At 70.8% G+C, this 12,197-nt stretch carries 11 protein-coding genes and 1 pseudogene; 7 read left to right on the top strand and 5 right to left on the bottom strand.

The window, feature by feature from the left end:
- The first annotated feature begins 12 nt into the window (after positions 1–12).
- Positions 13–459 carry a hypothetical protein gene (locus tag ABZ016_RS06335; protein ID WP_356915358.1) on the top strand — a complete coding sequence of 149 codons (447 nt, stop codon included), beginning with the start codon at positions 13–15 and terminating at the stop codon, positions 457–459.
- Positions 460–475: 16 nt separating this feature from the next.
- Here the strand turns inward: ABZ016_RS06335 and ABZ016_RS06330 are convergent, their stop codons facing one another.
- A complete protein-coding gene (locus ABZ016_RS06330; RefSeq protein WP_356915357.1) occupies positions 476–1,498 on the bottom strand; it encodes a chitinase in 1,023 nt (340 codons plus the stop codon).
- A gap of 225 nt (positions 1,499–1,723) precedes the next feature.
- On the opposite strand from ABZ016_RS06330, the gene ABZ016_RS06325 reads away from it, so the two are divergent.
- The 4 genes from ABZ016_RS06325 to ABZ016_RS06310 all read left to right on the top strand — a co-directional run bounded on the left by ABZ016_RS06325 (position 1,724) and on the right by ABZ016_RS06310 (position 6,934).
- On the top strand, positions 1,724–2,161 hold the full coding sequence (locus ABZ016_RS06325) for a hypothetical protein (protein ID WP_356915356.1): 438 nt from the start codon (positions 1,724–1,726) through the stop codon (positions 2,159–2,161).
- Positions 2,162–2,175: 14 nt separating this feature from the next.
- On the top strand, positions 2,176–4,392 hold the full coding sequence (locus tag ABZ016_RS06320) for a bifunctional polysaccharide deacetylase/glycosyltransferase family 2 protein (RefSeq protein ID WP_356915355.1): 2,217 nt from the start codon (positions 2,176–2,178) through the stop codon (positions 4,390–4,392).
- 764 nt (positions 4,393–5,156) lie between these two features.
- The gene (locus ABZ016_RS06315; protein ID WP_356915508.1) at positions 5,157–6,242 is read left to right on the top strand and encodes an acyltransferase; all 1,086 of its coding nucleotides are present in this window, start codon (positions 5,157–5,159) and stop codon (positions 6,240–6,242) included.
- On the top strand, positions 6,239–6,934 hold the full coding sequence (locus ABZ016_RS06310; protein ID WP_356915354.1) for a demethylmenaquinone methyltransferase: 696 nt from the start codon (positions 6,239–6,241) through the stop codon (positions 6,932–6,934). The genes ABZ016_RS06315 and ABZ016_RS06310 overlap by 4 nt, the downstream gene beginning before the upstream one ends.
- Before the next feature lie 3 nt (positions 6,935–6,937).
- Here ABZ016_RS06310 and ABZ016_RS06305 read toward each other — a convergent pair whose 3' ends face one another.
- Together ABZ016_RS06305 and ABZ016_RS06300 are read right to left on the bottom strand one after the other, a co-directional pair.
- On the bottom strand, positions 6,938–7,249 hold the full coding sequence (locus tag ABZ016_RS06305; RefSeq protein WP_356915353.1) for a PASTA domain-containing protein: 312 nt from the start codon (positions 7,247–7,249) through the stop codon (positions 6,938–6,940).
- A gap of 110 nt (positions 7,250–7,359) precedes the next feature.
- A complete protein-coding gene (locus ABZ016_RS06300) occupies positions 7,360–7,890 on the bottom strand; it encodes a GNAT family N-acetyltransferase (protein WP_356915352.1) in 531 nt (176 codons plus the stop codon).
- A 98-nt stretch (positions 7,891–7,988) separates the two neighbouring features.
- Here ABZ016_RS06300 and ABZ016_RS06295 point away from each other — a divergent pair, with 98 nt between their 5' ends.
- The gene (locus ABZ016_RS06295) at positions 7,989–9,281 is read left to right on the top strand and encodes a geranylgeranyl reductase family protein (RefSeq protein WP_356915351.1); all 1,293 of its coding nucleotides are present in this window, start codon (positions 7,989–7,991) and stop codon (positions 9,279–9,281) included.
- Here ABZ016_RS06295 and def read toward each other — a convergent pair.
- Together def and ABZ016_RS06285 are read right to left on the bottom strand one after the other, a co-directional pair.
- Positions 9,282–10,000 (bottom strand): annotated as a pseudogene (def, locus tag ABZ016_RS06290) (peptide deformylase).
- A 263-nt stretch (positions 10,001–10,263) separates the two neighbouring features.
- Entirely contained in the window at positions 10,264–11,103 is an 840-nt protein-coding gene (locus tag ABZ016_RS06285; protein WP_356915350.1) for a C40 family peptidase, read from the bottom strand.
- Between the two features lie 724 nt (positions 11,104–11,827).
- Here ABZ016_RS06285 and ABZ016_RS06280 point away from each other — a divergent pair.
- Positions 11,828–12,187 (top strand): NADH-quinone oxidoreductase subunit A, encoded by a 360-nt coding sequence (locus ABZ016_RS06280; RefSeq protein WP_003992243.1) that lies wholly within the window; start codon positions 11,828–11,830, stop codon positions 12,185–12,187.
- Positions 12,188–12,197 lie beyond the last annotated feature (10 nt).

The raw sequence follows: 12,197 nt of genomic DNA, 5'->3' as shown, positions 1-12,197 counted from the left end.
AGCGCAGCAGAGTTGGAGACCATTCACACGGCCGACGCGGTCCGCATCACCTGGGACTCCGAGCCCGTCAAGGGCGGTGCGGTGGTCGTCGGACGGGACCGGATCGGTGCCGTCGGGAAACTCGACGACGTGCGCGAGGCGTTCCCGAAGGCACGGGTGCGCCGCTGGCCCGGCACCCTCGGCCCCGCCCGCGTCCACGAGGGCCCGCTCCCGGACGCCCCGAGCCCGCGCGAACGCGTCCACGAGGTGCTGAAGCTCGGCGCGGTGGCCGTGCTGGAGGAGTACGTCGACTCGGCCGAACTCCGGTCCGCAGCCGACCGCAACGACGTCGCCGTCCTGTCCCGAGCGCGCCACACCGCGATCGTCCCGACCGGCCGCGCCGACCTCGCCGTGTACGACGCGGCGGGGGAGTGCGTCGCCACGGTGTGCGCCGGGCGGCTCGTACACCGGCGCCGCTGAGCGGAACGCCCGGGCGTCAGCTCGCGAACTCCTCCGCGAACGCCCCCGAACTCTGCTTCACCCCACTGCAGTCGGTGGCCGCCCGGTCGGTCGGGGTGCCGGCCGCGCACTGGCGGTCCCGTGCCGCCGACCACATCGACACCCACCCGATGCCCTTCTCCTCGGCGAAGGCACGGACCTCGGCCGCGTCGGCGAGCGTGAAGGTCTCGCCGTCGACGTCGTTGACGCCGATCATCGAGGTGAGCGCCATGCCCCGCCAGGCCTGCGCGTCCGACGTGCCGAAGACCTTCCTCAGCTGCGTGTGCGCGGCCTTGGCGGCGGTGAGGGCGTAGCCGCCCATGTCACCGTCGTAGGACTCGCCGTAGTTCATCGTCATCAGGTTGACGGTGCCGACCTTCACGCCGTTGTCGTTGGCGGAGGCGAGGAGTGCCAGGCTCTTCTTGTCCATGCCGGAGGGCATGACGGGAAGCGTGAAGGAGACCTCCAGGTCCGTGCGTTCCTTCTGGAGCAGCGCGATCGCCTCCGAACGGACCTTCATGGAGGCGGAGTCGGCGAGATCGTCGCCCTCCACGTCGAAGTCGGCCCGGGTGGCACCGGCCGCGTCGAGGGCCTCGCCGTAGGCCGCCGCCAGTTCCGGTGCTTCGTCGCAGGCCGCCGCGAGTTCCTCGCCGGAGGCGCCGCCGAAGGAGACCCGGACCTGGCCACCGTCCTTCTTGAGCGCGGCGATACGGGACTTCACCGCCGAGTCGCCGATGGCGTGCGTGCCGTTCCAGCGCGGTGCGCAGTCGCCGCCGTCGGCTATGACGAAGGCCAGGTTGTACGTGGTGGGGGAGCCCGCGGAGTCGGTGTCGGCGGCCTCCGTGGCGCTGACGTACGGGGCGTACGAGGTGCCGGCCGCGGCGGGGGGTGAGCTGCTGCCGGGCGCGGCCGGCATCGAAGGTGCCGGGCGTGCCGCCTCGCCCTGTTCGGAGCACGCGGTGGTGGCCAGGGCGATCAGGCAGCCCAGTCCGACCGCCGCCGGTTTCCGGTAACTCCGCATCACGCACGCTCCCGTTCTCATGAGGTCATCAGGGTCCAGGCCATAAGGCGTAAACCCCTAGTACGTTTCCCCGCAGCAAACGTCTCACGATGCTGGGCGATCACGGCGCGTTGTGCGGGCGTTCGCGAGAACTCTCAGAGAAAGGACAGGTTGACTCGTTTCTCATGGGTCTCTCACATGAAAACCAGAGTTTAGAGCACATAAAGGCATCCTAATGTCCGGGGAATGCATTCCGAGCCTGCCATCGAAAGCCGCGCCACTCGCGGTCGCCGTCGCAAACGCGGCAACGGATCCGCCGAAGGGCCCGTGTTCGTTGACAACTCCGGACGCCGCGCCAGACTGCTGCGCCGGTTCGGCCTCCTGCTGGGGGTCGTCTGCCTCGGCTACGCGGCCGTGCTCGGCGCGGCCTTCATGGGCTGGGGCACGTCGCTGACGCCTTCGCAGTTGCTTCCGTTCGCGGGTGCGGGGCCCGGCGGCGGCCGTCCGCAGGGCGGGGGACCCGGCGGCCCCGGCGTCGCCCCGCCGAGCGTCGCCCCGTCCGCCCCGCCCCAGGTCGCCGGAGCGGGCACCGCCGGCCGCACCGCGTCCCCGTCCGTCGCCCCCTCCGTCTCCCCGTCCGCGTCCGCGTCCGCCTCGGCCTCCGCCGTCGCGGTCGCCGACTGAGCGGGGGCCGCCGTATGACCACGACCACCCCTTCGCGCGGCCGCCGCCGCGCCCCGTCCCGGATGGAGCGGGCCGCCGGCAAGGCCGCCGCGCTCCAGAGACCGCGCGTCATCCTCGCCCTGCTGCTCCTGCTCGCGCTGGTCTGCGTGATGCTGCTCGACGGCTATCTGCGCGCCGAGGTCGGCGGCGACCAGCGGGTGCGCACCGGGGCCGCCGCCGGCGACGTGCCCGACGACGTCCTGGACGGCGGGCCGATCCTCACCTTCCGCGGCGGACAGGCCACGACCGTCTCCGTCCCGGACAAGACCATCGCGCTCACCTTCGACGACGGCCCCGACCCGACCTGGACGCCCCAGGTGCTCTCGATCCTCGAGAAGTACGACGTGCCCGCCACGTTCTTCCTGGTCGGCTCGATGGTGTCGCGCCACCCGGACATCGTGCGGGACATGGTCGAGCAGGGCGAGGAGGTGGGGATCCACACCTTCACGCACGTCGACCTGTCGTACCAGAGCGACGCCCGCGTCCGGCGCGAGATGGAGCAGACGCAGCTCGCGCTGGCGGGCGCGGCCGGCATCACGACCACCCTGTTCCGGGCGCCGTACTCCTCGCAGACGGACGCCATCGACAACTACAGCTGGCCCGTCTACGAGAAGCTCGGCCAGGACGGCTACACCAGCGTCTTCGTCGACACCGACAGTGACGACTGGAAGCGGCCGGGCGTCTCGAAGATCGTCCAGTGGGCGACGCCGAAGAAGAACAAGGGGGCCTCGGTTCTCTTCCACGACGCGGGCGGCGAGCGTTCGCAGACGATCGCCGCGCTGCCGGAGTACATCGAGAATATGCGGGCGAAGGGGTACAGCTTCACCACGATCAGCGGGGCCATGGAGCGGCGGCAGCAGACGCCGGCCGGTGTGCCTCAGGACGGGAGGACCCGCCTCCAGGCCGCCCACCGCGAGGCCACCGGCGCCCTCCTCTACGAGGGCAAGGCCCTGATCGCCGCGGTCGCCGTCGCCGAATGGGCCGTGCCGGCGCTCTCCGTGGGCCTCCTGGTGGTCGGCGTGGCCGTCATGGGCCGCTTCGGGATGATGCTCGTGCTCGCCCGCCGCCACCACCGGCAGCGCAACAGGCGCCGCTTCAGCTGGGGGCCGGCGGTCACCCGGCCGGTGAGCGTGGTCGTCCCGGCGTACAACGAGAAGGAGTGCATCGCCAACACCCTCGACTCGCTGGCGCGGAGCACGCATCCGATCGAGATCATCGTCGTGGACGACGGTTCGACGGACGGCACGGCGGACATCGCCGAGTCGCTGGGCATGCCGAACGTGCGGGTGATCCGACAGGCCAACGCGGGCAAGCCGGCCGCGCTCAACAACGGAGTGCGGCACGCCGCTCACGACATCGTCGTGATGATGGACGGCGACACCGTCTTCGAGCCGGACACCGTACGGCAGCTCGTCCAGCCCTTCTCCGACCCGCGGGTCGGCGCGGTCGCGGGCAACGCCAAGGTCGGCAACCGCACCACCGTCATCGGCGCCTGGCAGCACATCGAGTACGTGATGGGCTTCAATCTCGACCGGCGCATGTATGACCTGCTGCGCTGCATGCCCACGATTCCGGGTGCGATCGGCGCGTTCCGCCGCGAGGCGGTGCTCCAGGTCGGGGGGATGAGCGAGGACACCCTCGCCGAGGACACCGACATCACCATCGCCATGCACCGGGCCGGCTGGCGGGTCGTCTACCAGGAGCACGCGCGCGCGTGGACCGAGGCGCCGGGGTCGCTCAAGCAGCTGTGGTCCCAGCGCTACCGCTGGTCGTACGGCACCATGCAGGCGCTGTGGAAGCACCGCAAGTCCCTCACGGACCGGGGGCCTTCGGGGCGTTTCGGGCGGGTCGGCATGCCGCTGGTGGTGCTGTTCCAGATCGTCACACCGGTGTTCGCGCCGTTGATCGACGTGTTCACCCTCTACTCGATGATCTTCATCGACCTGAAGGCCGCCCTGCTCGCGTGGTGCGCCGTGCTGGGCGTGCAGCTCCTGTGCGCGGCCTACGCCTTCCGCCTGGACCGGGAGAAGTACCGCTACCTGCTGATGATGCCGCTCCAGCAGCTGGCCTACCGGCAGATGATGTACCTCGTCCTCATCCACTCCTGCGTCACCGCCCTCACCGGCGGCCGACTGCGCTGGCAGAAGCTGAAGCGAACCGGCGAGGTCGGGACCCCGGCGGGGGTGAGCTGATGGGAGCGCACAGAAGGACGACGCCGACGCGCCCGCAACGGCCGACCGCTACGGGCCCGACCGCTACGGGCCCGACCGCTACGGGCCCGGCCACCGGCGGCCTGCCCTCCGGGGGTCCGCCTGCCGGGGGCTCGGCTGTCGGGGGTCCGTCCGTCTGGGGTTCGGCCACTGCGGGCCCTGGCCTCGGGGGCCCGACCGTTGGGGGCCTGCCCGTCGAGGGTCTGTCCGCCGGGGGCTCGCCTGCCGGGGGCCCGGACGCCGGGAGTCCGTCCGTCTGGGGTTCGGCCACTCCGGGCCTGTCCGCCGGGCGCTCGCCTGTCGGGGGCCCGTCCGTATGGGGTTCGGCCACTGCGGGCCCTGGCCTCGGGGGCCCGCCCGTTGGAGGCCTGCCCGTCGAGGGTCTGTCCGCTGGGGGCTCGCCTGCTGGGGGCCTGCCCGTCGAGGGTCTGTCCGCTGGGGGCTCGCCTGCCGGGGGCCCGGACGCCGGGAGTCCGCCCGTCTGGGGTTCGGCCACTCCGGGCCGGTCCGCCGGGGGCTCGCCTGTCGGGGGTCCGTCCGTCTGGGGTTCGGCCACCGCGGGCCCTGCCACCGAGGGCTCGCCTGCCGGTGGCTCGGCTGTCGGGGGCCCGGCCGCCCAAGGCTCGGCCACCCCGCGCCCGGCCGCCGGAGGCCTGCCTTGCGGAGGCCTGTCCGCCGGAGGTCCGCCTGGCGGAGGCTCGGCCGCCGTGGTCCTGGGTGCGGAGGGCCCGGGTGCGCAGGGATACCTGCCCGGAAGTCCGCCCGCCGAAGGCCCCGTGCGGGACCGGTACTTCGACACGCTTCGGGCCGTCGCCCTCGTCCGTGTCGTCACCTATCACACCTTCGGGTGGGCCTGGGCCGGGCTGCTCTTCCCCTCCATGGGGGTGATGTTCTGCCTCGCCGGCACCCTCATGGCGAGATCGCTGAAGCGCCCCGCGCCCGTGGTGATCAAGAGCCGCGTCCGCCGGCTGCTGCCGCCCTTCTGGTTCTGGGGCGTGTTCGTGGTCGGCGCGATGCTGGTGCGCGGCTGGATGCCGGGCCGGGAGATCGTCTACTGGGTGGTGCCGCTCGGCGACCCACCGGGCAGCGCCTGGGGCGAGCAGGCCTGGGAGATCCTCTGGTACCTGCGGGCCTACCTGTGGTTCGTGCTGCTCTCCCCGCTCCTGCTGAAGACGTTCCGCCTCGCGCCCGTCCCGGTCCTGCTGGCGTCCCTCGTCCCGATCGTCGCCTGCACCTACGCCTGGCAGCCTCCGGACGGCCGCCTCGGCAGCGCGCTCACGGACCTGGCGACGTTCCTGTCCTGCTGGCTCCTCGGCTTCGCGCACCACGACGGCGTCCTGGCCCGGCTGAAGCCCGGCGCGGTGGTCCCGCTCGCACTGGGCGCCCTGGCGTACGGCGGCTGGTACGCCTTCTCCCACCAGGCCGAGTACGGCACGTACGACCTCGACGAGAACCCGCTCGCGCAGGCCTTCTGGTCGGCGGGGTTCGTGACGCTGCTGATGTACGCCAAGGCCCGCCTGAGGACCGACCTCGCGGGGCTCGCCCGCTTCCGGCGGCTGGACCGGCTCGTGACCGTCTTCAACGCACGCGCGGTGACGATCTACCTCTGGCACGAGATTGCGCTGATCCTCGCCGTGCCGCTGATCGACCGCTTCTGGGACGTGCCCGCCTTCGAGGCGTACCTGCCGCTGGACAGCCAGTGGTTCATGTTCGGCGTGGGCTGGGTGCTGATCGCGGTGTTCGTGCTGCTGTGCGGCTGGGTGGAGGACGTGGCGGCACGCAAGCAGCCGAGGCTCCTGCCCGGAGGGGGTGCTGCAAGAATGGGCCCGTGACCCGCGCATCCCTGGACAAGCAGCCGCACGAAGTCGCCTCGATGTTCGACGACGTGGCGGAACGGTACGACCTGACCAACGACGTGCTGTCCCTCGGCCAGGACCGGCGATGGCGCCAGGAGGTCGCCAAGGCGGTCGACGCGCGCCCGGCGCAGAAGATCCTCGACCTGGCGGCGGGCACGGGCACGTCCTCGCTGCCCTTCGCCCGCACCGGCGCCTACGTCGTCCCCTGCGACTTCTCGCAGGGCATGCTCCAGGTCGGCAAGCAGCGGCAGCCCTGGCTGCCGTACACCGCCGGCGACGCGACGCGGCTCCCGTTCAAGGACGACACCTTCGACGCCGTCACCATCTCCTTCGGGCTGCGCAACGTGCAGGACACGGACGCGGGCCTGCGCGAGATGCTCCGGGTGACCCGGCCCGGCGGGCGGATCGTGATCTGCGAGTTCTCGCACCCGACGTGGGCGCCGTTCCGCACGGTCTACACCGAGTACCTGATGCGCGCCCTGCCGCCGGTCGCCCGGGCGGTGTCCTCCAGCCCCGACGCCTACGTCTACCTCGCCGAGTCCATCCGCGCCTGGCCCGACCAGCCCGCCCTCGCCGAGCGGCTGGGCAAGGCCGGCTGGTCGCGGGTGGCCTGGCGCAACCTGAGCGGCGGGATCGTCGCCCTGCACCGGGGCTTCAAGGAGAGCTGACCCTCACGAGGAGCTGGGGACCATGTACGGGTCGCCCGGCTCGTCCAGCTCGCGTCGGAGGCCGCCCCCGGGCGGCCGCGGGATCCGCGGCTCGTGCACGCCTCCGCCGCCCTCGCCGGGACCGAAGTCGAACCACACGTAGACCATCGAGTCACGCGGCACCTCCGCCCCGGGCTGCGGGTACTGGCGGACGACGTAGTCGACGACGGCGAGATGGAAGTCGGGCCGGTCCGGTGCGTTGAGGAACAGGCCCCGCGCCCGGGCCGTCTCCCGCGCGTCCACGGCCATCAGGCCGACCAGACGCGGTACATGCACTTCGGGTGTTTTGCGGGTTATCTGCACAGATGTCACCCCCAGCGGTACGGGAAGGGTAACTCCCGCCCCGCACCGGCCGGAAGCGACAGGTGTCTTTCTGTGACAGTCGACTACGCAGCGTCAGCGGACGGTCTCCGGAGGTCGAGGCGGTAGCAGTGGCCCGTCCGCTCCGAGGCCGGCGTCGTGAACGTCTCGGCCAGGCGCATGCCCAGGCGCCGCGTGACCGCCACGGACCGGGTGTTGCGGGCATCGACCATCGCCACCACGCCCGGTACGCCGGCCGCCCGCATCCGCTCCAGGGTCTGCCGCGCGGCCGCGGTGACGTACCCCTTGCCCCAGTGCTCCCGGCCGAGCCGCCAGCCGATCTCGATCTCGCCCGCCGGGCCCCAGCTCTGCTCCCAGGGCTGGGCCCCGGTGAAGCCGATGACCTGCCCGGACCCGTCGAGCACGGTCCACAGGCAGAAGCCGAGCTCCGCGTCGTGCCGGCGCTGGCGCGCGGTGAGCTCCTCGTAGACCGACAGCTCGGCGGACCTGCCGCCGTGGAACTCCATGACGTCCGGGTCGTCGAAGATCCGGTGCCAGACGAACGCGTCCTCGTGGGTGGGAACACGGAGCCGTACAGCGGGGAGAGCTCGGTTCACGGAGGCAGCCCTTCAGCCGGGTGACGAATGCTGCTGCATAGACTGCCCATGTCCAGTGCCGGTCGGCACCAGATTCCGAACCTTGGGGAGATCCCGCCGTGACCGACGTGACCGAGCCCCTCTCCGAGAACACCGCCGATGTGATCGTCGTGGGCGCGGGGCCGGCCGGCTCCACCACCGCCTACCACCTCGCCAAGGCGGGACTCGACGTCCTCCTGCTGGAGAAGACCGCGTTCCCGCGCGAGAAGGTCTGCGGCGACGGCCTCACGCCGCGTGCCGTCAAGCAGTTGGTGGCCATGGGCATCGACATCTCGGAAGAGGCCGGCTGGCTGCGCAACAAGGGCCTCAGGATCATCGGCGGCGGGGTGCGGCTCCAGCTCGACTGGCCGGATCTCGCCTCCTTCCCCGACTACGGTCTCGTCCGCAAGCGCGACGACTTCGACGAGCAGCTCGCCCGGCAGGCCCAGAAGGCGGGCGCCCGGCTGTACGAGCGCTGCAACGTGGGCGCGCCGATCGTCGACGACCGCACGGGCCGTATCACCGGCGTGCACGCCAAGCTCGGCGAGGACAAGCGCGAGGTCACCTTCCACGCGCCGCTCGTCGTGGCCGCCGACGGCAACTCCACCCGCCTGTCCCTCGCGATGGGCCTGCACCGCCGCGAGGACCGCCCGATGGGCGTGGCGGTGCGGACGTACTTCACCAGCCCGCGGCACGAGGACGACTACCTGGAGTCCTGGCTCGAACTGTGGGACCGCCGCGGCCCCGAGGACCGTCTGCTTCCCGGCTACGGCTGGATCTTCGGCATGGGCGACGGCACGTCCAACGTCGGCCTGGGCGTGCTGAACACCTCCGACTCCTTCAAGGAGCTGGACTGGCGCGAGGTCCTGAAGGCCTGGTGCGCGTCCATGCCGGAGGACTGGGGCTACACCCCCGACAACATGACCGGCCCCATCCGCGGCGCCGCCCTGCCCATGGCCTTCAACCGCCAGCCGCACTACACGAAGGGGCTGTTGCTGGTCGGCGACGCCGGCGGCCTGGTGAACCCCTTCAACGGCGAGGGCATCGCCTACGCCATGGAGTCCGGCCAGATCGCCGCCGACGTCATCGTCCAGGCCCACGCGCGGCCGACGCCGGCCGGCCGCGAGATGGCCCTCCAGCGCTACCCGCGCGTGCTCAAGGACACCTACGGCGGCTACTACACGCTCGGCCGTGCCTTCGTGAAGCTGATCGGCAACCCGAAGGTCATGCAGATCGCCACGCAGCGCGGTCTCACGCACCCGCTGCTGATGAAGTTCACGCTGAAGCTCCTCGCGAACCTCACCGACCCGACCGGCGGCGACGCGATGGACCGCATCATCAACGGCCTGAGCAAGGTGGCGCCGAAGGCCTGATCAGGCGTTCAACGCCTCGACGTTGGCGGCCCGGCGCGCGAGCACCTCCTCCCGCCGGTCCGCCATCTGCCGCAGGGCCTCCTTGCGCTCCCGCCCGGACAGCCGGTCCAGGTACACCTGACCGTTCACGTGGTCGGTCTCGTGCGCCAGGCAGCGGGCGAAGTAGCCGGTGCCCTCGATGACGAGCGGTGCGCCGTCCCTGTCGCAGCCGCGGACGACGGCCCGGTCCGGGCGCGGTACGTCCATCACCGCGCCGGGGACGGAGAGGCAGCCCTCCGAGTCGTCGAGGAGCCTCCTGCGCGAGGCGTCGAGCGGCTCCAGGACCGGGTTGACGACGTGCCCGACGTGTCGCACGCCGTCGTCGTCCGGGCAGTCGTAGACGAACAGCCGCAGGTCGACGCCGACCTGGTTCGCGGCGAGCCCGGCTCCGTCCGCGATGTACATGGTCAGGAACATGTCGTCGATGAGTGCGGTCAGGGGCTGTCGTTTGGATCAGGTCGCAGGAAATCGGCGGCAGATGTGCGTGCCGGACCCCGCGTCTGCGGCGTGATCCAAACGACAGCCCCTGAGTCCGGGCCGAACTCGGTGACGTCCCGGCACGGCTTGTGCAGGACCTCCTCACCGGTCTCGGTGATCCGCCGGACCTTCCCGCGCCGGGCCTCGGGCGCGAGCCGCGGGTACGCGTCGACGGGCCGTCCCTGTACGAAGACGCTGGGCATCTGTCTCTCCTCGGGTGTCGGTTCTGCTGACCGGCGCTCATGAGAGCAGAAGATCCGCAGCCGTCCCAGGAGGAGTCCGGCCACGCGGGAGAAAGCCCCAGGAGCCCCTCAGGGCGCCCTGGAAGGGACTCAGCCGACCCCGGGACCCACTCCGGCCCGGACAGGCCGGGAGAACGCCGCCAGGGCGGCAGGAGAGGCACAGACAGCACGGGAGGGCCGCTGCCCCCGTAGCGGCAGCGGCCCTCAAGCCCGTACGTGTGACGTCAGAGGACGCGGACCGCGCCCGACGCCGGGTAGCCCGACAGGTCCTGGATGACGACGCCCTTGGACGGGTTGGCCGCGTCCAGGTACTGGCCGTTCCCGATGTAGACACCCACGTGGTACGCGGAGCCCTTGCCGCCCCAGTAGAGGATGTCGCCGACCTGGACGCTGGACAGCGGGACGTCCGTGCCGGACATCGACTGGTCCTGCGAGACGCGCGGCAGGTCCACACCAACCTGCTTGTACGCGGCCTGCACGAGGGAGGAGCAGTCCCAGGCGTTGGGACCGGTGGCGCCCATGACGTAGGCGTCGCCCACCTGGGCCTTGAGGAACGCGATGACGGTCGCGACGCTGCCGCTGGAGGGCGCCGACACCGACGTGGAGGCGGACGCCGACGCGGACGCGGAGAGCGTGGCGCGCTCGGAGCTGCGGTTGGCGCGCTCGGCGGCGGCCTTGCGGGCGGCCTCGGCGGCCTTCTTCTTGGCCTCCGCCTTCTTCTTCGCCTCGGCGAGGTCCTTCTTGGCCTCTGCGGCGGCCTTGGCGGCGGCGGCGTCACGCTCGGCGCGCAGTTCGTAGTTGGCGGCCGCCTGCTGGGTGGCGGCCGCGGACTGGGCGACCTGAGCGGACATGTCGGCCGTCAGGGTGGGCAGTTCGATGGTCTGCGTCACCGGCTCGGCGGCGTTCGCCGAGGCCGACGCACCCGCCGCTGCCATGCTGAGAACGCCACCGGCAACGCCGGCGCGCAGGGCGATCGAAGAGGTCGCGCTGCGGCGGGGTTTCCGGTGGCTGCGTATGTGAGCGGTGTGGGACATGGGAACAACCGGTACCAGGGGCTCCTTCATATCTTCAAGAAACGTGTGCTGCGCCACAGTTGTTCAAACAGCACCCCAAAACCCCCGCTCGAGGCTCTTTATTGACGCCGTAACGGACATTGCGGGCGGCCTGTTACGAGGCTGTGATCACGGTCTTTGATCAATACGCCCGAATTGCTCCGGACCTACCATCGGTTGGGTTGATTGGCCAAGCCCCGTTCTCATGGGCCTCTCATGGGTGTGGCGCACGTCACGGAACGACCGCCGGTCCGGCCGCGTCCGGCGCCGTAGATCACGACCGGATCACGGCCTCGCGAAGATCGTGAACGAATGCACGCGTCCACACCCCGCTCCGTGAGCCCCCTGATGTGTGAACGCGCCTCTATCAGGAGATCGAGTCCATCGCCAATTTGCATGCAAGGGAACTCTCTTGATATTGAGACGCCCCCTCCGGCCTGCGGCGACTGGCCAAAATGTCACCTCTGGTGATCACTCGGACGCTTCGCGTGTGAAGATCACCGCTCATCCGACTTCATGATCGATCGTCAGGTGGCAGAGATCACAAAGCTTGTGCAATACCCCGTGTCGCAGATCACAGAGCGTCGGGCATAAGATGCACGCGGTTGGGCTTGTGACCTGCTTCACATGTTCCCGATCTTCGCCGGGGCGGGCGGGGTTCGCGGGACGGGTGGGGCGGATGTGAGCCCGATGCAAACCGCCAGCAGTCAGTGCCGACTGAGAGGAGCGAGGAGCGGTGAACGCTTATGCGCCCATCCTCGTACTGGGAGCCCTCGGGGCAGGCTTTGCGATCTTCTCCGTGGTCATGGCCACGTTGATCGGGCCCAAGCGGTACAACCGGGCCAAGCTCGAGGCCTACGAGTGCGGTATCGAGCCGACCCCCACGCCGGCCGGCGGCGGGCGCTTCCCCATCAAGTACTACCTGACGGCGATGCTCTTCATCGTCTTCGACATCGAGATCGTCTTCCTCTATCCCTGGGCCGTCACCTTCGACGCCCTGGGGATCTTCGGGCTCGTGGAGATGCTGCTCTTCGTGCTCACCGTCTTCGTCGCGTACGCGTACGTATGGCGGCGCGGCGGCCTGGAATGGGACTGAGGGGCCACAC

This window comes from Streptomyces sp. NPDC006372 (assembly GCF_040612515.1).
GTDB lineage: Bacteria > Actinomycetota > Actinomycetes > Streptomycetales > Streptomycetaceae > Streptomyces.
Note: the sequence above shows the minus strand (reverse complement) of the source record. Positions and strands in the feature narration are given on the sequence as shown.

Bases quoted from the DNA above. Each gene is read 5' to 3' on its own strand.
- ABZ016_RS06330 (WP_356915357.1), bottom strand. From the start codon at position 1,498: ATGCGGAGTTACCGGAAACCGGCGGCGGTCGGACTGGGCTGCCTGATC.
- ABZ016_RS06320 (WP_356915355.1), top strand. From the start codon at position 2,176: ATGACCACGACCACCCCTTCGCGCGGCCGCCGCCGCGCCCCGTCCCGG.
- ABZ016_RS06285 (WP_356915350.1), bottom strand. From the start codon at position 11,103: ATGAAGGAGCCCCTGGTACCGGTTGTTCCCATGTCCCACACCGCTCAC.
- ABZ016_RS06325 (WP_356915356.1), top strand. From the start codon at position 1,724: ATGCATTCCGAGCCTGCCATCGAAAGCCGCGCCACTCGCGGTCGCCGT.